At 55.3% G+C, this 22,764-nt stretch carries 18 protein-coding genes; 11 read left to right on the top strand and 7 right to left on the bottom strand.

Going from position 1 to position 22,764, the window contains the following annotated elements:
• The coding region (locus AC0L3P_RS18075) for a cadherin-like domain-containing protein (protein WP_473303508.1) at positions 1 to 895 on the bottom strand (895 nt) is incomplete at its 3' end.
• A 656-nt stretch (positions 896 to 1,551) separates the two neighbouring features.
• Positions 1,552 to 1,812, bottom strand: coding sequence for a hypothetical protein (locus AC0L3P_RS18080; protein WP_275171397.1), 261 nt, complete (start codon positions 1,810 to 1,812; stop codon positions 1,552 to 1,554).
• A gap of 222 nt (positions 1,813 to 2,034) precedes the next feature.
• Between AC0L3P_RS18080 and AC0L3P_RS18085 the strand changes: the two genes are divergently transcribed.
• The 6 genes from AC0L3P_RS18085 (at position 2,035) to AC0L3P_RS18110 (ending at position 11,989) form a co-directional block, all read left to right on the top strand.
• On the top strand, positions 2,035 to 3,045 hold the full coding sequence (locus AC0L3P_RS18085) for a hypothetical protein (protein WP_473303510.1): 1,011 nt from the start codon (positions 2,035 to 2,037) through the stop codon (positions 3,043 to 3,045).
• A gap of 1,644 nt (positions 3,046 to 4,689) precedes the next feature.
• Complete coding sequence (locus AC0L3P_RS18090) at positions 4,690 to 5,232, top strand: acyltransferase (RefSeq protein ID WP_473303512.1); 543 nt, start codon at positions 4,690 to 4,692, stop codon at positions 5,230 to 5,232.
• 1,701 nt (positions 5,233 to 6,933) lie between these two features.
• Positions 6,934 to 8,670 carry an ABC transporter ATP-binding protein gene (locus AC0L3P_RS18095; protein ID WP_473303515.1) on the top strand — a complete coding sequence of 579 codons (1,737 nt, stop codon included), beginning with the start codon at positions 6,934 to 6,936 and terminating at the stop codon, positions 8,668 to 8,670.
• Entirely contained in the window at positions 8,671 to 9,885 is a 1,215-nt protein-coding gene (locus tag AC0L3P_RS18100; protein WP_473303517.1) for a glycosyltransferase family 2 protein, read from the top strand.
• Positions 9,882 to 11,213, top strand: coding sequence for a glycosyltransferase family 2 protein (locus AC0L3P_RS18105; protein WP_473303519.1), 1,332 nt, complete (start codon positions 9,882 to 9,884; stop codon positions 11,211 to 11,213). The genes AC0L3P_RS18100 and AC0L3P_RS18105 overlap by 4 nt, the downstream gene beginning before the upstream one ends.
• The gene (locus tag AC0L3P_RS18110) at positions 11,213 to 11,989 is read left to right on the top strand and encodes a class I SAM-dependent methyltransferase (protein WP_473303522.1); all 777 of its coding nucleotides are present in this window, start codon (positions 11,213 to 11,215) and stop codon (positions 11,987 to 11,989) included. Before AC0L3P_RS18105 ends, AC0L3P_RS18110 begins: the two co-directional genes overlap by 1 nt.
• A 21-nt stretch (positions 11,990 to 12,010) precedes the next feature.
• Here AC0L3P_RS18110 and AC0L3P_RS18115 read toward each other — a convergent pair whose 3' ends face one another.
• The 4 genes from AC0L3P_RS18115 to AC0L3P_RS18130 all read right to left on the bottom strand — a co-directional run bounded on the left by AC0L3P_RS18115 (position 12,011) and on the right by AC0L3P_RS18130 (position 16,555).
• Complete coding sequence (locus AC0L3P_RS18115; RefSeq protein ID WP_473303525.1) at positions 12,011 to 13,360, bottom strand: glycosyltransferase family 4 protein; 1,350 nt, start codon at positions 13,358 to 13,360, stop codon at positions 12,011 to 12,013.
• An 81-nt stretch (positions 13,361 to 13,441) separates the two neighbouring features.
• Positions 13,442 to 14,548, bottom strand: a complete 1,107-nt coding sequence (locus AC0L3P_RS18120) for a glycosyltransferase family 2 protein (RefSeq protein ID WP_473303527.1) — start codon at positions 14,546 to 14,548, stop codon at positions 13,442 to 13,444.
• Positions 14,549 to 14,598: 50 nt separating this feature from the next.
• The gene (gene galE, locus AC0L3P_RS18125) at positions 14,599 to 15,588 is read right to left on the bottom strand and encodes a UDP-glucose 4-epimerase GalE (protein ID WP_473303531.1); all 990 of its coding nucleotides are present in this window, start codon (positions 15,586 to 15,588) and stop codon (positions 14,599 to 14,601) included.
• A 1-nt stretch (position 15,589) separates the two neighbouring features.
• The gene (locus tag AC0L3P_RS18130) at positions 15,590 to 16,555 is read right to left on the bottom strand and encodes a UDP-glucuronic acid decarboxylase family protein (RefSeq protein WP_473303534.1); all 966 of its coding nucleotides are present in this window, start codon (positions 16,553 to 16,555) and stop codon (positions 15,590 to 15,592) included.
• Positions 16,556 to 16,690: 135 nt separating this feature from the next.
• Here AC0L3P_RS18130 and AC0L3P_RS18135 point away from each other — a divergent pair, with 135 nt between their 5' ends.
• Entirely contained in the window at positions 16,691 to 17,725 is a 1,035-nt protein-coding gene (locus tag AC0L3P_RS18135) for a glycosyltransferase family 2 protein (RefSeq protein ID WP_354101358.1), read from the top strand.
• Positions 17,726 to 17,779: 54 nt separating this feature from the next.
• Here AC0L3P_RS18135 and AC0L3P_RS18140 read toward each other — a convergent pair whose 3' ends face one another.
• Positions 17,780 to 18,175, bottom strand: coding sequence for a hypothetical protein (locus AC0L3P_RS18140; RefSeq protein ID WP_354101359.1), 396 nt, complete (start codon positions 18,173 to 18,175; stop codon positions 17,780 to 17,782).
• 351 nt (positions 18,176 to 18,526) lie between these two features.
• Between AC0L3P_RS18140 and AC0L3P_RS18145 the strand changes: the two genes are divergently transcribed.
• From AC0L3P_RS18145 to AC0L3P_RS18160, 4 genes are all read left to right on the top strand, one after another.
• Positions 18,527 to 19,744 (top strand): glycosyltransferase family 4 protein, encoded by a 1,218-nt coding sequence (locus AC0L3P_RS18145; RefSeq protein WP_473303539.1) that lies wholly within the window; start codon positions 18,527 to 18,529, stop codon positions 19,742 to 19,744.
• Positions 19,741 to 20,727, top strand: a complete 987-nt coding sequence (locus tag AC0L3P_RS18150; RefSeq protein WP_354101361.1) for an NAD-dependent epimerase/dehydratase family protein — start codon at positions 19,741 to 19,743, stop codon at positions 20,725 to 20,727. The genes AC0L3P_RS18145 and AC0L3P_RS18150 overlap by 4 nt, the downstream gene beginning before the upstream one ends.
• A gap of 173 nt (positions 20,728 to 20,900) precedes the next feature.
• Positions 20,901 to 22,109 carry an acyltransferase family protein gene (locus AC0L3P_RS18155; protein ID WP_473303545.1) on the top strand — a complete coding sequence of 403 codons (1,209 nt, stop codon included), beginning with the start codon at positions 20,901 to 20,903 and terminating at the stop codon, positions 22,107 to 22,109.
• Between the two features lie 258 nt (positions 22,110 to 22,367).
• Positions 22,368 to 22,764, top strand: a 397-nt coding sequence (locus AC0L3P_RS18160; protein ID WP_473303549.1) for a class I SAM-dependent methyltransferase, incomplete at its 3' end; no start/stop codon positions are given.

The following is a 22,764-nucleotide window of genomic DNA, read 5'->3' on the forward strand; positions in this document are numbered from 1 at the left end:
CGGTGTAGTTGAAGCTGACCGGTCCGCTGTAGTTCGCAGCCGGGGTGTAGGTCCAGGTGCCGTTGCCGTTGTTGACCAGGCTGCCGCCGCCGCTTGCAATGCTCACCGCGGTGATCGACAGCGAGGAGCTGTCGACATCCGTCACTCCCGCCAGCAGGGTGGCCGCGCTGATGGAGTAGCTGGTATCCTCGGTCCCCGCCGCCAGCGTCACAGGCTTGGCCGCCGGTGCATCATTGACCGCTGTCAGGGACAGGTTGGCCGTCGAGCTCGCGGTGAGCGCGCCGTCAGAGGCGGTGTAGTTGAAGCTGACCGGTCCGCTGTAGTTCGCAGCCGGGGTGTAGGTCCAGGTGCCGTTGCCGTTGTTGACCAGGCTGCCGCCGCCGCTTGCAATGCTCACCGCGGTGATCGACAGCGAGGAGCTGTCGACATCCGTCACTCCCGCCAGCAGGGTGGCCGCGCTGATGGAGTAGCTGGTATCCTCGGTCCCCCCCGCCAGCGTCACAGGTTTGGCCACCGGGGCAGCCTTGGTGGCAACCGAGCTATCGAAAGTTACGTTGTCCGCCACAAGTGCAGACAGCTTCACATTCTTAAGCGTAACCGTTTCGCTGCTCGACAACTTTACAACGACGTCCGTCCCGACCTGCTTGCTAGCGGCTTTGAAGACGGAAAAGCTTGAAAAGCCGTAATTCGCAACTCGCAATACATCGCCGCCTACTCCGGCAGCGAAGTCCGCAATCGTGTCGGAACCATAACCTTTCGAGACGACGAAGGTGTCACGTCCGGCCCCTCCCGTGAGGAGGTCATTTCCAGCGCCCCCAAAAAGAGTGTCCGAGCCAGACGTTCCAGAAAGCACACTCGTGTAAGCGCCGCTCAACAACTTGGTTTGTTTTGCCATGACTGCTTGCCCTTTTCATGCAGCAAGCAATCAAATGCCCCTCAATGCGAACTTAGCAGGAAGCCAACAAGTTGAATGATGTGTGCGAGGGCGACGGACAGACTTAACGGCCTCCTAAATTCTTGTACATCAAGAAGCAGAGGCCCGCGAAATTACGGACAGGGGTTTTGTCCGCACTACAGCAGGAGTTGCCGTGGAACTCAGATGCTCTGGTGCAATCATGGGACTTTCAGGTGACCGCTCCTCGAACTCAAACAAGAGCGCAATTGAAACATCTGCTTGACGAGCAATGTCATATTTCGCATTAGCGGAGCAGCACTTCTAAAAAGAATTTGCTCCGAGCAGCGGGTATGGCGATGTTTGTTCAAAATCCGATCTGGATCCTAGGAGCGTCAGTCGTGGCGCTGACAGTGAGCTACGATAGCGCCGTTGCCGGTCCGAGTGCAGATGCTGCACGCAAATGCATGCGCTTTTCTTATCTAGCGTATCCCTACAAGCGACCCGGCTCGGCCCCCGGAACGGCAGATCGTCAGACCTACTTCAGGGAATGCATGGGCAAGGACGGCAATGTCCCGGAGCCAGCTCACGCAGCCAGCTCGCCAAAAGGCGACGGCTAGAGGCGACGAGGTGCTCCCCCAGCGACGACCCTTTCGCTGCTATTTCTCGGTGCTCCCATCCTCAACCTTGCCGCCGTTGGCGACGCACTTGTTGAAGAAAGCCCGCTGATCCTTGCCGCTGCCCTTGGCACTGCCCGCTGCGGGATTGCCCCGTTCGCGAAGCGGAAACTGCTTGGCCGTGAGAGCGCCGCACCTTTTAGCGACCTCGGCAGTGATCGCAGATGCCGGACTGGTGGCCGAACCAAAAAGTGAACAGAGAAAAATGGAGGCCGCGAAGCCGGGGGTTAATCTGATGCGCACAATGCCTCTCCCTGCCGAATGGATACTGACACTTTCAGTCCCATCGGCTAATGCGCCGTACACTAGTTTCTTTTGAGAATTTTGAAACACCGGATTATGATAGTAAATGATCCATCGGCGGGGTGCCTAAGCAGTATGACGTCCCGTGATTTACGAGTGCCCAGCCTAGACGAAGGAGAACAGACCGGGTCTGAGGTCCAGTTCGCGCTCGTCATAGCGCGCATGATCGATACCGTTAAGAGCGACCCGGAGCTGATGCGCCGGACCGTTTACGATCTCGCGCGCCACAAGCTTCAAGAGCAACTCGGCAGTTCTGGTCCGGCCGAGATGAAGCAGGCCGAATTGGCGCTTGAAGCTGCCATTCGCGGTGTCGAGCAATTCTCGCAGGAGCAGATTTTTCCGGCACCATCTATGGCACCGCAGTTGGATGGCCCCTTGCCCCCGTATTCCCCTCGCCCCACCCCTTTGGCCGCCGGGGTCGGGCTCGAATCCGTTGCTGAACGCCGGCATCGCCTTTTCTGGACCGCCGCCAAGCGCTCCGGGGGCGTACTTTTGATCGCTGCATTGTTTGTTGCGGTGGTCTCTCAACGCGAGCGCCTGGACTCGCTTGGAAAGGCCGTTCACAGCTATGGAAAATCGACGTCGCCGGAGCAACCTGCGCCCTCGCCGAGCTTGAACTTACCGCCGAACCCGCCTACGCGGCAACCGGGTTCGCTGCTGCCGAGGGAATACGGCATCTACGCGGTTGGCGACAGCTCATTAACTGAATTGCAGCTGCTGCCCGGCCGCCCGCCTGACATCCGGATCGCTGTTTCGGCCGCCTTCAAGCTTCCCAGGGGTGCAAGCCTGCCGAATGGACACCCCAAATTCCTGGTGTTTCGGCGCGATGTGGCGACGAACATATTGGAGCGAGCCGAGGTGCGCGTGATCGCAAAGATCACACGCGAATTTTCCAGCGAAGCTGCTGGAAAACGGCCCGGCGAAGACGATGTCTGGGTCATCAGAAATTTCTCGTATTCATACCGGGTTTCTCCGGTGCCCGAAAATTCCGAGATGTACGAGGTCCACAGTGAGGATCCGGGGCTGGAACTCCCTCCGGGCAATTACGCGCTTATCCTCAAGAACCAAGCCTATTATTTCAGCGTCGCTGGCGAGATTGCCGATCCCAGGCAGTGCATAGAGCGGGTTGTCACCACAAACGGCACCTTTTATTCGGCCTGCAAGAAGCCCTAGCTCTTTCAAATATGCCGCCGATGCCTAGCTCTGTGGGGACGATTGACGGCCGAAACGAGGGAGATTCCGATGAAACCGAAACTATTTGCGATCTTACCGCTTATTTTATCTCTCGCCGCACCGGCCTTTGCCCAAGGGACGCAGCAGAAGAACACTTCAGTCCGAACACAAGGCTCTACTGCTGGAACCCGACCGCCGGTGGCGACGCAGCCCAGCAACAATCCGTTTCAGAACCCGATTGGCCAGGGAGTGCCGCCCGCGGCTTCGTCATATCCCAACGCCAACAGCAACCGAACCAACGTTCCGCGCTAGCGAACTCGATGAGGGATTCCTTGGTCAGCGCAAGTTGACGTCTACGTCGATTGTGGATGTTCCGTCGATTCGAAGCGAACTTCCCGAGACTGCTATCTTGAACTGATCGGAGCCCCTTTCCGCTACATCGGCAAGGTACCGGAAGGACGGACCACTCAAGACCAAGCGACCCGATTTCGGCGCTTCGACGATCGAAATCTTGTCGACTATGAATGTTGACCAGCGCAAACCCTGAATGCATTGCGCGCCCGGCGTGATCGTGAAGGACCAGCGCACGGTGTCTGATTGCAACTTGAACGGCCGCGGATGCAAAATGCATACGCCGCCAGCACTAAGAGACACGGGGCACCAGAACAGGCCACCGACCAGCACTACGGCTACGGCTCGAGCCCTTCGAACATATCGAGTCATCTCACGATCCGGCCGCTGCATTTTCCGTCCTCAATAACGACAAATATAACACCCTTTTGGTAGGTAGACGCGGCGTCTCTGCGGCCACAAATTGCGCAGATTGGTTGAATTTTAGAGTTGAAGGATGATCAGGCCGGCGTCACCATAGACTATGGAAATCGAATCGGAGCTAACGTGTGCCAAGCGAAAACGTTCGTTGCTAGATGATATAGCATTGAAATTCGGTACTTCCGCTCTGCGTTTGACGTACGGGAGCCCGGTCGATATTCATAAACTGCTTGCTGTAGTAGTTCTCGCAGGAATGTTGGTTATTATAGCAGTTTGGTACAGCGCACGTATTTGCTGTTCGTAGAACCAGATGGATGCCAGCCTGTTGCTTTGGTGTCTGGGGTTCTCAAGGCACTCTTGCCCGCTGGTCTCTCCTTTAAGAGATTGCTGATCGCTAGCTGCCAAGTGTGACCAAGTATCCGCCGGTGACAAACATTGGAGGCGCAGCGTCCCTTCACCCCAGGGCTGCCCTTGCGTTTAGCCGATGTGCATTGGGGACGGCCTCTTGGCAGAACATCGTTCCCCCATCAATCTGGTTAGTTCCTCGATCCCTGCCGAAGAGCCGACCGTTGCACCGTGGCCCCTTCCGATTAGAGGGCGGCCCACGGCACCTGGCCGCCGTCTCGCTACAGCCTCTCATGCGGAAAATCAGTATTGAGTAGCCAAGCCCACAACACTGGATAGCCGGATGAAAGCTGTTGTCAAAGAAGCCTCTCTGCGCAATCTTGTCGCAGAAGAGGTCGCGGGAGGCTTTCGACGTTGCGTGTCTTAAATCAAAAGCTTTCCCTTGGGCGATCCCACATCTATCGATTGTGGAAATTGTCAGTCCTAAGAACTTTATTTGCGGCCCTGAAACACGGGCAAGGACTTAGAGTGCTCGTCTTCCCCCAAGCGACATTGTCGGTGAAAGGTCGCCTGGAAGTTGGTAAAGGCGCCGTATTTCTATTCAACGAACCATGGCCCTTCTCTGGCGCCGAGCCCGGTTCTCTTGTCATAATGCGCAACGCAACTGTTCGGCTAACTGGAGGCAATTTTGCCATCAAGTCGGGCGCCTTTGTCGAGGTGAAGGACGGCGCACTGCTTGAACTTCATGGCGGCGGGTATGCCTCGCGCAATCTGCAAATTGAATGCCGAAGCCGAATTACAATCGGAGCCGGCGCGGCGATTGGACCAGATGTCATTATTAGAGACAATGATGGACATCAATTGACAAATGCGAACCATGACACAGTAAGTCACGTGAGGATTGGAGAGAATGTCTGGTTGGGAGCTAGGTCCACAATCTTGAAGGGAGTCACGATAGGTAGTGGCTCGATCATTGCTGCAGGCGCTTTAGTCGTAGATGACGTACCAGAAAACTCCCTTGTTGGAGGGGTCCCCGCGAAGGTAATTCGGAACAATGTCAGCTGGAAATGATGTAGACTGCGTGGTCCTGTACTCGTAACCGACTCCGCCAGCTCGCGAACAGTGATTCATTCCTGCGGCGATTTGGGGGCCACATGGCGCGGCTTTCCTGAGCGATCGAGAATGGACTTCATCAATCCCCTGCTGCCGAAGCGGTCGCCCGATGTCGCGGGGTGACGAGCGGCGGGTTCTCAAGGGCATGTTGTGTGTAATTCGGAAGGGCTCGCCCTGGCGAGATCTTCCGGAACGCTAATCCAACCATCGTTCCGGCTTAGAAGTTGTATCAGCAATCCGACCTGGGCAAGCGAAACTTACTGCGAGCTGACATCAACTTCGACCGTGACATTCCGTCGTTTCGGAGCGAGCTCCCGCTAATTCACCTCGGAGCTCTTCACGGTCCACATCCGCGAAAAAGCGAAAACGTTGGGCCGCGACGCGACCGGACTTTGGCTCCTCCGCAAACGATATCCATCATCGTCTACAGCGCAAGCCTTGTATGCATTGCGCGTTGCACTTGATCTTGATCGACCACCGAACAGAGTCGGATAGACGTCTGAGGGGTTGCGGGTGAGGGATGCAGGTACCTCAGCATAGATGCTGTGGCCGGCCGAATAATCGGATCATGTAATGCTCCGGCTTGCGCGATTTGCGATCCGGCAACGGGGGCCTCTCGACAGGACAATATCATCTCTATCGATAGCTCAAAAAACTGCCGCCGCTCCATTGGCGTCGCTGATTGCTCGACACGAGTAGATCGCGACTACTGCGATCTAAATATTTGCAGAGGGCGGATGGCTGGGGATGGCCAGGATGATCGTGCTCTAAAAGCTGCGCCGTTGCGGTCAACGAATGCGGTTGTGTGACCGCAAGAGTCTGGACCTGTAAGAAGACGAAGCTGCCAGATGTCTTGAACTCAACGTCGGTCCAACGACGATGTCGGCCAGGTCGTGTCCCCTAGTGGTGTCCTCCAATAGCGCCGTAGCCGGCGGGCGGCTTTGCGGGGGCGACCGGCAGTTCTCGGGCAGGATCGATTTGCGAAACGCCAAGCGACCGAGGAACCACGCAACCCGATCGGGCGCCTCAACGTCTAGATTAACGGCCACCGAAGTGCCCGGCATCTTTCCCAAAGAGGATGCCATCGCCCGCCTCATCTGAGCTGTCCTGCTCGAACAGAAAGATGAGTGGCCCGTCCAGCGCGCCCGCTACATTACCGCTGGAAACCATCCCGCCATTGAGCGATGATCTGGCCGGCCGCCTTCAGGCTATCGCCAGCCGGTTCCGGCACTTCGACCTCGCGCTTCGCGCGGTGTTTCGATCGGTTGAGCTGATATCAGCCAGTTTCACGCATAAAAACTGTACCTGTTAACCTAATGGCCTGACAGGATTGAAGAAAACCCAAACAAGCGCTAGTAGAGCAACACCGGCCCGTTCCCTAGAACAGACGTGCTGGAGCGCGCAGATCGGACGTTTCTAAGAAACATTTGACCTACCAAGCCGGTTCAGAGCGGCCAGTTAAGCTCCGGGAATCAGGAGCTCGATTTTAGAGGGCTTGCTTTGCATTAATCGGCATATTTTTCATCGCAGGCAGAACCAAGCCTGCCAGGCTTTTAGATGTCCAGGCATCCTTCGAAAGCAGAATAGCTAGCAGACATGCAGTACGAATTATCGATAGCGAGACGACTCCTACCCAGTCTCAACTTGACTCGCGGCACCTTGCTCACGATCGTCTTGCTTGGCCTTCTGTCTGCACTGTTTGAGGGAATCGGTCTGTACCTTTTCCTCCCACTTCTCACCGCACTGTCAGGCGGAGGGAGTGCAGAAAGCGAGCTTCCCGCTTATCTCGTTCAGATAATGAACGTGTTTTCCCCTCAATGGCAGGTGCCCGGCCTCGTTTCGCTGGTTTTCTTAAGCGTTCTGTTGAAGGCGATAGTTGGCTACTGGAACGCCGCATACTTCGCCTCGGTTGACGCGGCAGCCGGGCATAAGATGCGTCTCAAGCTGTACGAGGCGATCTTATCAGCAAGCCCGGGGTTCCTGGACGCGCAGCCCTCCGGTCGTATCGCAAACTCCATTTTTTCCGAAACATGGCGCTGCGCTCGAGCGCTAAAGGTTTTGTTTGGATTTCTGGTCGATGTCACCGCGGCATTAGTCTTGCTTGTTGTGCTCGTTTTTATCTCATGGAAAGCCACCCTACTGGTCACACCATTTATCGGTACAATTATCATTTTGCTGTATTTGATTACCCGGCAGACCAAGGCATTTGGTGAAGCGGCCCTCAAAGCCAATGAAGCTTTCACCAAGCGGGCTTGGGAAGGTCTGACAGGGTTGAAGACGATCCAGATGTTTGGTCGTGTTGCATACGAGGAAAAGCGATTTGCAGATGTTTCAGACGATGTTCGTCGCCAATTTCTGAGTTTGGAGCTTCTGTCTAATCTTACATCGCCGATTTTTGAAGTTCTGTCAGCTCTGGGAATTGGACTTTGGATAGTCACATTGTTCTGGTCTGGCGCAGGCATTCCCACTTTGGCTGCATTTCTTCTTATTCTTTACCGGCTGCAGCCGCGGGTCCGAGCGCTAATTGCAGCCAGGGCCGGCATGTTGGAGCTGGGAAGCGCCGTCATCGAGATCGATACTGTGCAGCGGGAGTGCAGACATTCAAAGCTGCCGTCGGGACCGCGCCCCTTCACGGCACTTCGAGAGGGAATAGCGGTGAGCGGGGTGACAGCGCAGTATGAAGGATCTCAGATACCTGCCTTGAGAGACGTCCACCTCTTCATTCCGTCCAACCGCACGACAGCCGTCGTCGGACCTTCGGGTGCCGGCAAGTCGACCCTTATCAATCTACTTTGCCGTCACGTCGACCCGGTGACCGGCACAGTGTTAGTTGATGGTATGCCGCTACCAGAATTCCGCATGAAGGATTGGCGGGATTGCGTGGCAGTTGTCTCGCAGGATGTTCATCTCTTCAGCTGCACGATCGCTGAAAACATTGCGTACGGTCGCCTTGACGCAACAACCGAACAAGTAGTTGCCGCAGCGCGACTCGCCCACGCCGATGAATTCATAGCGGAGCTGCCAAACGGATATGATACCGAAATAGGTGAACGAGGCATCCGGCTCTCAGGGGGGCAGCGCCAGCGGCTAGCGCTAGCGCGCGCATTGATTCGCAATCCCAGCATTCTAATTCTTGACGAGGCCACCAACGCGCTGGACAGCAACACTGAGCTGCTAGTCCAACAGACCCTTGCTGCTCTGAAAAACAAGGTCACAATAATCATTATCGCGCATCGATTATTCACAATCATGGATGCCGATCATATCGTAGTCATTAAGAGCGGCAAAGTAGTGGAACAGGGTACTTTTCCAGCGCTCATGGCCGAGGGAGGTCTGTTTGCCTCGATGGCGCGACTGCAAAGAGCTAGCCCCGCGTCAGATGGCATTGAGGACTGAATGCGCTATTTGAGGGCAACAATCGACCTCGATCAAGAACTGCCGTCTCTTTGTTTAAAGGGCTATGGCGGTCTCGCATTGACAGTTGTCCGTCGCGGAAGATTGATCGAGTTTGTCCTGAAGGAGACCGGCGCTCGGGACAGCTTTAGCGCTTCGGAAGTGTCGCAGCTGATCTTTAGTCATGCGAACGTAGCCATCGTCGCAGACCAAATTCGGTATGAAAGAGGGAGATCTCTCCCGGCGAAGATGCCTAGTGTCACGGTTGCAATCTGCACCCGCGATCGGCCGGAATGGGTGGATCGCTGCTTATCGGCGCTAACAGCGCTCAATCCGGCTCCCTCCGAGCTCACAGCAGCCTTCGAAGTATTGGTGGTTGACAACGCTCCGCCTGATGGGCGAACGGCGGACGTGGTTGCACGTCATACAGGCGTGCGTTACGTCGTCGAACCCAAAACGGGGCTTAACTTCGGACGCAACCGAGCCCTTTGCGAGGCAAAAGGCCACTTCCTCGCTTATATCGACGACGACGTTGTCGTTACACCGGGATGGCTCGCCGGCCTGCACGAGGCCTGGAACGATAATCCTGATGCAATTGCCTTCACAGGCCTTGTTCTTCCATTTGCACTCGAGACCGAGGCACAGGTACTCTTCGAACGCCGGGGAGGTTTTCGGCGCGGTTTCCAGAAGAAGCGCTTCTGCGCCGTCGATCTACATAATCCGTTAGCACCGTGCGGCGCTGGCGTTTTTGGTGCAGGTGCCAACATGGCGTTCGACAGGAAAATCGTAGTTGAGATAGGTGGTTTCGATGAGGCCTTAGATACCGGGGCTCCCCTCCCCGGCGGGGGCGATCTTGATATGTTTTACAGGATGGCGCGCATCGGCAAGCCGTTCGTTTATGAACCGCAATTTGCAGTGCTGCACGACCACAGACGCGAAAGCAAACAGCTGCGACGGCAATATTGGACCTGGGGCCTCGCTCATATGGCCTTCATCGTCAAATCCTATCGCTCGGACCGCGCGTTTCGGGCCCCGCTCCGAAAGCTGGTCAGATGGTGGTTTGTTGATCAGATCAGCCAACTCTGGAAAAGCTTGAGAGGCAGGCACGTACTTCCACCCGCGATGGTCGCGCTTGAACTGTGGGGAGGTGTCGTTGGGCTCTTCGGCGAGTACGATCGCTCGGTGCGACGCGTGGCTAAAATACGGGATCAGCAATGATAAGGATGCAAGCCCCGTGGCGGATACAACATATCGACCTGGCGCAGCCGCTCGATCCGATATCGGTGTGTGAAGGTGAAGGCGGCGTTTACGTTGTGCTGTGGTGTAACGACGTTCCTCTCGGCATTACGAGTTTTTTGGCTGCGCAATTGCCGATCTTGCCCGAGGCACTGTCGGCGTTGATCCCGTCCATCATCGCCGCTCCTCTGGGCAACCGTATCTGGCCCCATAGCTTTCCTCCCGCCCTCCGCCTGCATAAGTCCTTGCCGCAGCCTTTGGCATCAGGATCTCTCGTTGAGGTGTTGTCAGACACGCACGTGTTGAATGGATTTGCGCAAGCTTGTGACGAACTTGAAACGGCCGGATTGGGCGAGACTATATCGGTGGTCATTTGCACAAGAGATCGGCCCCAGGTGCTGAAGCGATGTCTGGATAGCTTCGCACCAATTATGGGAGATCTCCGCGAGATCATTGTCGTAGACAACGCTCCGACCTCCGGCGATGTGGCCGAGATTGCGAAGGGCCGTGTGAATGTCCGTTATGTGGCTGAAGCCCGCCAAGGTCTAAGCATCGCCCGTAATACGGGAATGCGTGCCGCTACTGGTTCCATCATCGCTTTCACCGACGATGATGTCATGGTCCATCCCAAATGGGCGAAACGGATTCGTGCAGCATTTTCGTCACCGGACATCCTGTCGGTCACCGGACTAGTGCTGCCCGCTGAGTTGCGCACCACAAGCCAGCTTGCATTCGAGATTGAGCTCGGAGGTTTCGGCCGCGGTCTTCAATGTCAACGTTTCCGGGATCAAGTTTTCCGACCGATGATTCCGTTCGGCTCACCCGTGTGGCACGTCGGAGCTGGGGCCAACATGGCCATCCGCCGGTCCGCTCTCCAAGCGGTCGGCGGATTCGACGAAAGACTGGGTGCTGGAGCGGCAGGATGTAGCGAAGATAGCGAATATTGGTATCGTGTGCTCGCGGCCGGTTATGACTGTTACTACGATCCTGCCATTGTTGTTTACCATGAACATCGGCATTCGCCAGCACAGCTCAAGAGCCAAATGAGAGCGTACATGAAAGGGCACGTATCGGCTCTCCTCGTCCAGTATGCCCGTCACGGTCACGTCGGCAATCTGAGAAGAGTGTTTGCAACTCTGCCCTGGTACTATGCTCTGCAGATCTTGGCAGCGCTGAGACCGTCGTACTGGAGGCGCTGGAGTCTACTGGCTCCCCAACTTGCAGGTTACATCGCCGGATTTCAGGCCTTGCGGTGGTTTTGGCGAAATGACCCGAGCTCCCGTCCATGGACATTTGAGGGATTCACGTGATGGCTTCGCCTCGCACAATCGAACGAGATCGTGTCTGCGGCGCCAAAGCCGCGCTTGGAGCATTTCTATCCCGAAATCCATTTCCGGACCCTATGACGTTGGGGTTCTTCTATCGAGAAAAAATGCGCGCAATTCATCGTATATCGCCGATGGAAAATCTACCGAGAATTCTTGACATCGGTGGCGGCCGGAGTGGCATTGCCGCACTCCTCTATCCGGACGCAGAGGTGACCAATTTAGATTTGGATCCTAGCTACGCAGACGCTCCATGCAACTCCTGGCCCGGAGTGAACTTCATTTGCGGCGACGCTGTGAAACTGCCGTTCCCAGACGGACACTTTGATGCCGTTGCTTTGTTCGATCTCTTAGAGCATGTCCCGGACGATGGGGCTGCTGCGCGAGAGGTCAAGCGAGTGGTCCGCCCCGGCGGCTGGATATTGATCAGTACGCCCAAGAACACCTGGCGATATCCGCACTTTGCAATCTTCAAACCTATTTGTCCTTCAGAAGAGAAATTGTTTGCGGAATGGGGACATGTGCGTCGGGGCTATAGTGAGGAAGAACTAGTCGCTCTCTTCAAAGGCCACCCAGTGAGGTTAGAAAGTTTCTGCAACCCTTCCACCGCGGTCGGTCACGACATCGCGTTTTCCAACCTTAGCCATCGCCTCAAGCAAGCTGTTTGGATTGCAACAAGCCCCGTGACATATCTCGGATATCTACTGGAACAAAACTATTCGCGTGGGTCCGAGCACGTTGCCGCCTGGCAGGTAGAATAGCCAAAGACCTCGGCTCTTCGGCTACAATTGTGACAGGTTAGACCGGCTGATCAAGGCAGCAAGCCTGCGGCCGACCGGTTCGAGCGCAAAACGTGCCTCAATACTTTGGCGAGCCAATCTACCATAACACTCGGACTTCTCGGAATCCGAGAGCAACTCTACCAAGGCGGCTGCGATTACTTTTGCGTCGTCGCGTCGGCATAGGATTCCGCCCACTGCGCGTCCTCCAGCCAAAATTTCTGGAATTCCAGGAGCATCGGTCGCTACTACCGGCAACCCACAGGCCATCGCCTCGAGCGGGGCTACGGGAAAGCCTTCATGACGCGAAGCAGTAACTGCCACGTCGGCCGCGCATAGCATTCGACGCATTGCGGTACGATCAAGTATGTAGTTAGAAATCCAAGTCACGCTCGCAGAGCCGCATCTTTCGATCAATTGCTGGAATATTGCTCGATCGGGGCCGTCACCAATCACAACCAGTCTGATCGGTCTCCCCGCCATAGCCTCGTTCACGCCTGCCCATGCCGACAGTAATATATCGAGGCCCTTCCGATGAACCTCGATGCGACCGTGGTAGATTGCTACACGTTCTCCAACCGTCCACCCCAAGGCAACGCGCACCTCATTCCGCATCTCTGGGAACCAAGTCCGCAAATCTAACGGGTTGGGAATATCGACTATTGGACAGGCTGGACGATACCGTTCCTTCACTCGCTTCGCCTCACCTGCGCTCGCGATAATCAATCCCGCCGCTTTTGCAATTGCCCGAGGTCGAAAATACTTTTCCAAGCACCTAAAGTGGCGATCGCCACCCTGAAAAGTAGCAAAAACCGGGATGCCAACACTTCGCCCGACCGCGATCAGACTGTCGAACCTAGGATCCTCATATTCCTGCACCAAAATTGCCGTGCAATTGTCTGCTTGTAATAAACGCGCGAGGCTGGACCGCGCGACAGCAAAATATGGACTGAATTGAAATGCCAGCTCGGCAAAAGGATAACTGAGCTTGCTTATCTTACCTCCAAACGCATCTTTGGCACGCCATGCATAAGGGCTGCTCATGTTGCGCACGAGCAAACGATACGGCCGTGGTAAAGGTATCAGACGTATTGTACAGTTCGTCGGCGAATGAATTCGCTTCTCGGTCTTGAGAATTGCGCGCGAATAGCAGTACAGTATCGGCGCTAAGCCTGCCGACTGCAGCGCGGATATGTAACCAAATAGCCATCCCCCGGTCATTTCCTGACAGAATTTGTCCAGCGAAATTCCGATTGTGTCTAGGAAGTCTTCAATACAATTGCCCCAAGGGAAGATGGCGACAACTTCGCTATCTCGGGAATTGCCGATAGGAATTGGAAGCGCTGGGGTCATCGCCTAAGGGCCTTGTAGGTTGGTTACTGACAGAGCGGAAGTCGGCGGCTGAGCTGGCCAGCCACCCCGTTTAGGGAGCCATTACGAGACGCAGTTCGTTTCCGGCCTGTCTTGAGCACCTTTTGCGAAGCCCACCGAATGCGCATGCTGCTCGAGCACCAGGTCATCCTTGGCCAATCGACTTAGCTTTGCGCGTACAATTGCCTCAACGGGATTGTCGGCACCGGCCCGAGGATCCATCGACATAAATGTCTGAGAAGAAGCTACAGAACGAGCCTTCGTCAGCCTTTTGCGAAAGGCCGCCAGCACCTCGGCCGCAGTAAGGATCGAAGCTACGGGATCGCTCAGGGTCAGCATCCCGTAAGCCGCAAGCGCTGGAATAATTCTTCTCTCGCGCAACAACACTTGAAAAGCATATCTGTGCGCGTTTGCAACTGCCCAGCGCTTCACCCGCAGAGGGATCGAATGGTTAAGCTTCGCATGTCGCGCAATGGTCTCGCTCATGCTTCTCGCCATACGCGATCCATCACTCGACATATTCCCCTTGTAGATGCGGTACCCAACAAGGAACAATCTTACGGCTTCTATACGATAGCGTGCCGCAAGCCTAAGCTCAAAATCGAGATCCTCGCAGCCACCAATGCCCTCAGCAGCGTATGATGGGTCGAATCCTCCCACAGCAAGCGCTGCATCACGACGGACCAAAAGATTGCTTCCATTTCCTATGAACTTAAGTACGAAGTTTCTAGCCAATATATAACCGCTACAGCCTCGTACGGTCTGACCGTTACCGGTGAACTGATCGCTCTCGTCAATCGTTCGGTGAAACGTGTATACGCCCGCCCAGCTCGCATCAGAACGATGGATATCTATCGCTTCGACTTGGCGTTCAATCTTGGTCGGGTGCCAAAGATCGTCCGCGTCCAGGAAAGCGATATAAGATCCTCTTGCGTTTTGTATCCCCAGGTTTCGAGCAAGGGCCACGCCGCGGTTTTGTGTCCGAATTGAGCTCACACGCTCATCAGAGGCGGCAAACTCCTCTATGATGCTGCGTGTATCGTCTGTTGAGCCATCGTCTATGACGAGGACTTCAATATTCTCGTATGTTTGCGCCAAGGCCGATGCCAACGTGCGAGCCAGAAAGCGCTGTGCATTGAAGGCGGGTATCACGACGGATACGAGTTCCATCCGAATCCACCTTGCATATTAATCATGAACAATGGGGCCAAGGGCTGCAGTTATACGGTCCATCGCGGGTGACGATCCCGCCAATTTAGCGCGGTTCTGATAAGGAAATCGAGTTGCGAATGCTCCGGTTTCCATCTGAGCTCTCGTTCTGCCTTCGCGTAGGATGCAACGAGCACCGCCGGATCACCTTCACGACGCGGGCCAAGCCGGAGGCAGGGGCTGATACCCACGACGCGATTTACCGCCTCGACTAGCTCGAATACGCTGGTTCCTATTCCGGTTCCCAGATTGAACGTATGTACACCTTCGCGAGCAACCAGCATCTCGCCTGCGAGCAGGTGTGCCCGCGCGAGATCATTCACATGAACGTAGTCCCTGATAGCACTTCCGTCGGGCGTCGCGAAATCGGTTCCAAATACTGTAAAGGGTCGCTCGGGATTGCGGGCGGCCTCGATCAATAACGGAATGACATGGGACTCGGGTTCATGACGTTCGCCGATTTCGCCTTCGGGATCACAGCCAGCGGCGTTGAAATATCGCAAGGACGCCGATGCGAGACCATAGGCCCTGCCGTAATCCTCCAACATCCGTTCGATGATCATCTTCGACCACCCGTACGGATTGATTGGTGACTGCGGATGCATCTCGTCAATCAACAACGTTCGCGGAACACCATAACTCGCACACGTGCTAGAGAATAGGAGATGGCGACATCCCGTGGCGCGCATGGACTCGAGGAGCGCGAGCGTACCCGCAGTATTGTTGGTATAATAAAGTCCGGGATCTGCCACTGATTCACCAACATAGGCAAAAGCCGCAAAATGCGCGATTAGGTCAGGCTTGTACATTGCCAGTGCTTCGCGGACCCGCACTTCATCGCGGAGATCGCATTCGACCAGGGGTCCCCAGCGCACCGCGTCACGCCAGCCACGCGATAGATTGTCCAGAGTCACCACCCTCCATCCAGCTTTGGCGAACGCCTTGCAGCAATGTGACCCGACATACCCCGCGCCGCCGGTAACAAGAACGGTCTTAGTCATGCTATTGCACCAGCTCGTTTGAGCGCAGCAAATCGTTGAAATAGGCGATCGTTTTGGTGAGGCCGTGACGCAGTTGCACGGACGGTGCCCAGTTAAGCGTATCGCGCGCTCGCGTGATGTTTGGCTGTCGTTGCTTTGGATCGTCGATCGGGAGCGGCTTGAAATCGATTCGACATCCAGACCCGGTCAAGTCCTTCACTGTTTCAGCCAATTCCATCATGGTGAACTCGTGAGGGTTCCCAAGATTGATTGGTCCGGTAATTTCATCATTGGTTTCCATCAAACGAACCAGGCCATCGATCAGATCATCGACGTAGCAGAACGAGCGCGTCTGCATTCCGTCTCCATAGATGGTGATCGGCTGGTTGGTCAGAGCTTGCACAATGAAATTTGAAACGACCCGCCCATCATTCGGACGCATTCTCGGACCGTAAGTATTAAAGATCCGCGCAACTTTAATTGAAAGGTTGTGCTGCCGCCTGTAGTCAAAAAACAGCGTCTCGGCACAGCGCTTCCCTTCATCATAGCAAGAGCGTGGGCCAATCGGATTAACTCGTCCCCAGTATGACTCATCCTGGGGGTGCACCTCGGGATCACCGTAAACTTCCGAGGTTGAGGCCTGGAGAATTTTAGCGTTCACTCTTTTGGCCAGCCCAAGCATGTTTATTGATCCATGTACGCTGGTCTTAGTCGTTTGAACCGGATCGTGTTGATAGTGAACCGGGCTGGCTGGGCACGCTAAATTATAGATCTCGTCAACCTCGACGTAGAGCGGAAAAGTAATGTCGTGTCGCATGAGTTCGAAGCGATGACACTCCAGCAGGTCACGCACGTTTGCTTTCGAGCCCGTGTAGAAGTTGTCGAGACAAAGAACTTCGTGTCCCGCATTAATCAGCTTCTCGCATAGATGTGAGCCCAAAAAACCCGCACCGCCGGTGATTAATATCCGCCTTGCCTGACGCGCCACTAGTAACCCCTTGTAATTGTTAACGATTTACCTTATTTTAGTACGACTATCGCAATACGATCGGCTAACGGCTAGAATTTATGAGATTGCATCAAACAGTACAGTTCAATTGAAATTAAGCATTAAGATGGTGTCGTGCGTTCTCCCCATTTGTTGAGAGACAGGCTCATTTCAGTCATCGTGCCGGCTTTTAACGCCGGACAGACTATTTATGAGACGGTGGTAAGCGCGCTGAACCAGACGCACCGCGATCTTGAAGTGATCATTGTAGATGATGGCTCCACTGATCAGACGAGGCTCGTCGCCGCGCAACTTGTCGAACGGGATGCGAGAGTTCGTTACGTATCTAAGCCGAACGGCGGAGTAGCTTCGGCACGCAACTGCGGAATTGCCACAGCCCGCGGGGAATTCATCGCCACTCTTGACGCGGACGACCTCTGGCAATCTACAAAACTAGCGCGACAGCTTGAACGGTTCGAAAGCCGAGGTCCCGAAACCGGGCTCGTCTATGCCTGGTGTTGTTGGATTGATACTTGCGCCAACGTCACTGGTTTTGCTCCCCCGACCCGGCTGGAGGGCAGAATTCTTCCTGAGATGTGCCGAGGTAACATTGTAATCAGCGGTAGTAACGCGCTCATAAGACGAGAAGCACTGATTGCTGCGGGAGGTTTTGACGAGTCGCTTCGCTCTCGCGGAGGTCAGGGCTGCGAAGACTGGAAGTTGTATCTTCAAATTGCAGAGCGGCACGAGATAGCTATGGTTCCGGAATATCTAATCGGATATCGCGTCTCACCCGGCTCGATGTCCGATGATTTCGCGCAGATGATGCAATCCAGGCGATTTGTGGAAGCCGAATTCCTATCGAGATATCCGGAATTGTCCGCCAATTTCGCGCGCGGTGAAGCCATACTTGCCCGATCGCTCGCATTGCGAGCGATCGATCGCGGACATATACGCCATGCAATCGAACTGCTTACCAATCAGTCGCAGGGCAGGCTAACAACCGCGGCTGCGTCACTTGTGTGGCTGCTGGGTGGCTCGACCCGTCGTTTGCTTAGGTGGTTACGGCAAGATGTGTCTCCCGCAACTAACAGGTTTCTCCCGCCGCCCGAGCCAACAACGAAACGGCGCTGTGGCACCCGTCGACCGAACAGTGTCGAAGGCGGTTGAAGAGGTAACAACCGTAGATGCTTCGGCCGGAGTTTCCGAATGCACCAGAGCTAGTCAAGGCTTCTCCGGTACAGGCTCATCAGTCGGATAGAAGCGAGCCCGTCGGGCTTCCGCAAGCACTTTCCCGCCAGCCGATCTTGCTACTGCAGTCCACTGGTAAACGTCTGGCTTGCATGGACCAAACGTTCGAATAGTCCCGGGGGGCACAACGCCGTTTGTGGGAACGACGACTTCCTGGCCGCCCATATCCCTCGTCCCTTCCGTCAGGGTTAGCAGCAAGAGTTTGGTATCAGGCGGGACGTTGCGGATGCGGATTTCGGGATTTGGAAACAGGGTGACGCAGCCCTTCGTCCCCTGCCATGAAAAATCGATGAGCATCGGGTCGGCGACCGCCGGGACGATCGCAGCCACGAGGGCAGCGGAGGCACCAAACAAAATTCTGAAAAACATGATTGGTCTACTGATCAAAGGCCGCAATTTCGCCGACTACATGGTGTCGAAAGCAGCGGGTCAAAAGCAGCGAACACGTTGCTATTGTCCAATTGAGCATTAACTGTCACAAGCCCGACCCGAGATCAAGCATCAAGTACCGGCTCATGCTCTCTCGGCCCGTTTCATGGAGCTCAGCGCGGTGCGTGCCATGGGTCTAAAAAATCTGAGGCCGTACACACGGGCCGTACAGGTTCGGACGATTTCCGCCGCTATTAACGGTTAAGTCGGCACCTGATAGACAACCAGGATAAGATCGGACATGAACTTGCGCATGACCAACAATGCATTCGCGCGTCCTAGGTGGCCCCATTGAAGATTTTAGTTCATGACTATGCCGGCCACCCCTTTCAAGTCAATCTCAGCCGCGAACTCGCCTCGCGAGGACACCAGGTTACGCACGCCTACTTTCACGGCGATCACGGACCCAAGGGGCGCCTTGTACACAGCTCCTCTGATCCCTCCAGCCTATCTTTTGAGGGGGTGAAACTGCCGCGTCCGTACGACAAAAAATCTTTCGTCCGCCGCCGGTTCGATGACGTGACCTACGGAAAAGCGGTCGCAAAGTTGGTGATGTCATTACGGCCCGATCTCGTCATTTCGGGAAATACGCCTACCGAGGCTCAGACCGCGATTGTCAAAGCCTCCCGCAAGTGCGGTGCCGCCTTTGTGTTCTGGGTTCAGGATTTCTACAGTATCGCCGTTTCAAAGCTGCTGCGGAAGAAGATGGGTCTGATCGGCGCAGGCATCGGCACCTACTATTCTGTCCTCGAACGCCGACAATTTGCCAACTCCGACGCCATCGTGGTGATCACCGACTCATTTGCTGACGTCGCAAGGAAATGGGGAAGTGCCGGGGAAAAGATCTTCACGATCGAGAACTGGGGTGCGCTAAACGAGATTTCGCCTCTTCCCAAAAACAATGATTGGGCGCGACGTCACGGCCTCTCTGATACGTTCAACTTCCTATACTCCGGCACGCTCGCATTGAAACATAATCCGCAGCTTCTAATTGACCTGGCGAGAGACGTGAAGGGCCGCGCCAAAGTTGTGGTAGTGAGCCAGGGCGTGGGTGTCTCGGAACTTGAGCGCGCGAAGCGTGAGCATGGAATCGACAACCTGATCTTGTTGCCCCTTCAATCATTTTCCGATCTGCCTAAAGTTCTTGCAACGTCTGACGTGACAGTCGCGACAATCGAACCCGATGCGGGGATGTTCTCTGTTCCGTCCAAAGTGCAGTCATATTTCTGCGCACAACGGCCCGTATTGCTTGCGGCACCAGGGGAGAACCTCGCTTCCCAGGTCGTCAGCAGGAATGGCGCCGGCCTTGTGGTCGACCCGACAGATCGGGAGGGATTCCTGCGTTCCGCGGTTCAGTTGATGGAGGACCACACTTTGCGCAACGCTGCGGCCAAAAGTGGTAGGAAATTTGCTTTGGAGAATTACGACATCAAACGGGTGACTGACCGTTTTGAAGGGGTATTTGAATATGCTAACCGTGCTAGAAATTCGAGAAAGGGAACTTCATGACTAAGACTGCCCTGGTTTGCGGTGCAGGTGGGTTCATCGGCGGGCACCTGGTCAAACGGCTCAAGCGCGAAGGTTTCTGGGTGCGCGGTGTGGATCTAAAATTCCCGCCATTTGCCGACACCGAAGCCGACGATTTCGCCGTTGGCGATCTCCGCGACCAGTACTTCTGTCGCCAGATCACAGACCGCGGGTTCGACGAGGTCTACCAGCTCGCCGCAGATATGGGCGGTGCTGGTTATATTTTCACCGGCGAGCATGACGCCGATGTGATGCACAATTCGGCCACGATCAACCTCAACATGTTGGATGCGTGCCAAAAGCGGAACGTACGCGGCATGTTCTATTCCTCCTCGGCCTGCATGTATCCGGAGCACAATCAGCTGGATCCAAACAATCCGAACTGCGCCGAGGACTCGGCCTACCCGGCAAACCCGGACAGCGAATATGGCTGGGAGAAGCTGTTCTCGGAGCGGCTCTATCTCGCCTACAATCGCAACCACGGCATGCGCAATCGTGTCGCCCGCTATCACAACATCTTCGGACCCGAGGGCACTTGGGACGGTGGCAAGGAAAAGGCACCCGCAGCGGTCTGTCGCAAGGTGGCCAAGGCCACGAACGGTGGCGAGATCGAGATCTGGGGCGACGGCACCCAGACGCGATCCTTCCTCTATATCGACGAATGCTTGGAAGGTACAATCCGACTGACACGGTCAAATTTCGAAGGCCCGGTGAATGTCGGCTCGGAGGAGATGGTTACCATCAATCAGCTCGTGGATATCGTCGCCGACATTGCCGGCAAGAAGCTGCACAAGAAGCATATTCCCGGCCCGCTCGGCGTCCGTGGACGAAATTCCGACAACCGGCTGATTGAGCAGAAGCTCGGCTGGAAGCCCTCCGCAAGCCTGCGCTCAGGTCTTGAGAAAAGCTACGAATGGATCGAAAGACAGGTGCGCGGGAACAAGGACCGAGCAAAGGCGGCTTAATGAGAAAACTGCAATAGAGGTTGACATGCGAGGAGCGGAGCGTGGCTAGAAGGCCCACGCTACGCTATTAGCAACATGGCTTCAGCGGAAGATCGCTTGGCGAGCCTTCCAATCCATACGGCAGGACTGGCATTCCAGGTCGGAGCAAATACGTGACGCAGCAGCCATCCGCCATGGCCGACAAAATCGGCGTCGTGAACGGCTTGCGCGGCGTTGCCATCCTTATGGTAGTTCTCCATCATCTCTTCATCCCATATGCGGGATCCGCGCCCTTGCATCCCGGGCAGCTCGATCGGGATGGTATCTTCGCAGCGTTTATCGCGAACGCTTGGCTGGGCGTGCAGATTTTTTTCGTTCTCTCGGGATTTGTACTCTACCTCCCCTATCGGCTGGGGCGTCGGAAGATCTTGCGATTTTCCGACTTCTCATCCTTCTACCTGCATCGCGCGCAGCGACTCTTGCCCTTGTACTATATCGTCGTCTTCGTTTCGCTGGCCTTGCATGCCCAGAGCGCTGTCGGCTCTCGCGGTTGGTATCTCGAGGCCGGCGGGCTTATCTCAACGCTATTCGTGTTTTCGCCTCACGGATTCATGCCGCCATCAAATATCGTGCTCTGGTCCGTCGGCGTCGAAATCTGGTTCAGTCTGCTTTTTCCGTTTCTTCTCTTGGCTATCCATAGATGGGGTATTGGAACGGTTGTCGTTGCGACGCTGACGGCGAGTATGGTTTTTATCATTATCGGAGCCTCGATCCCTATTGCAAACGTCGGCTCGTTCCGACCATTCACCAGCGGAATCTTCGGCAGCTGCTATGAGTTTGTCTTGGGGATGCTGGCCTGCCATCTTTATGTAAGACGACTCGAAAACCGACAGAGATTGGCATCAAGTCTGCTGACGCTACTTTCCGCCCTGCCGCTCGCTGTCCTAGGGCTGTATCTCTCGCATTATGCGTCATGGCTGATGGTTCGCGTTCTGGGTGGCATGCTTTTTTCATTTTCTTTTTCTCTCTTTCTGCTCGGCAGCCTTTTCGCGGGCAGGTTGTTACGTTCGCTTCTAGAGAACTGGCCGATGCAGCTACTTGGCTGCATGTGTTATAGCATTTACGCTTGGCACGGAATCGTAATGAGCGAAATGATCCCGCCTCAGACTTCGCTGCTGGCCCATACAATTCGTCTACTGGCGCCGTTCGCCCTATTGGTCTTGGGGCTAAGTGCGCTGAGCTATCGCTATATCGAATTTGGCCATCGGCGGGACTGGAAAGTGCTATTCCTGATCAAAGAAGCCGACCTTCATCCCCGGAACGCCGCTGGTGACCTACTGCCTCGCAATGAGAAGGCACCTGAGAAGATTCATCCCTCTGCACCATGCGCCTGCTTGAGATGATTGAAGGCATCGTGCGAAACAGCGGGCTGTTGACAATCACGTAGCGTCCGTTCGACACTCGGTACTTGTAAATTATCTGCTCAGGTACCGATGGTTTCAGTCTCACGACTACTTTCACGCATCCTTCCCCCACTGCCTAGGTGGAGGGCGCAGGTCCTTGTATCCACCTTGCGGTCGCTCGCAGAACGCGCTGTTCCCGTAGAGCGATATTGCAATATTTGCGGGCGCAGTGATTTGTTCCGGCCTTTCGGCTGGCCAATGCGACCTGAAGCCATGTGCCCGCATTGCGGTTCGCTGGAACGTCATCGCCTGCTCAAGTTGTGGCTCGACCAAAATCAGGCATACGTTGTTGGCAAGAGAGTCTTGCACTTTGCACCTGAGCCCACAATTACAAACTTAGTGCGCCCACTCGCGAAGAAATACATCACTGCTGATATTTGTCCGGGTCAGGATCTCATACTCAATATTGAAAGGATTGAACTTCCAGACAGGTGCTACGATTTGGTGCTGTGCTCGCATGTGCTTGAGCATGTCGACGACAGCGCCGCGCTAAAGGAGATGCACCGGATCCTGGCAGAGAACGGAGTAGCGCTACTGATGACTCCCATAATTGAGGGATGGCCCGACACCTATGAGAACCCGGCCATCATCGACC

The sequence above is a fragment of the Bradyrhizobium sp. WSM4874 genome (assembly GCF_055811835.1).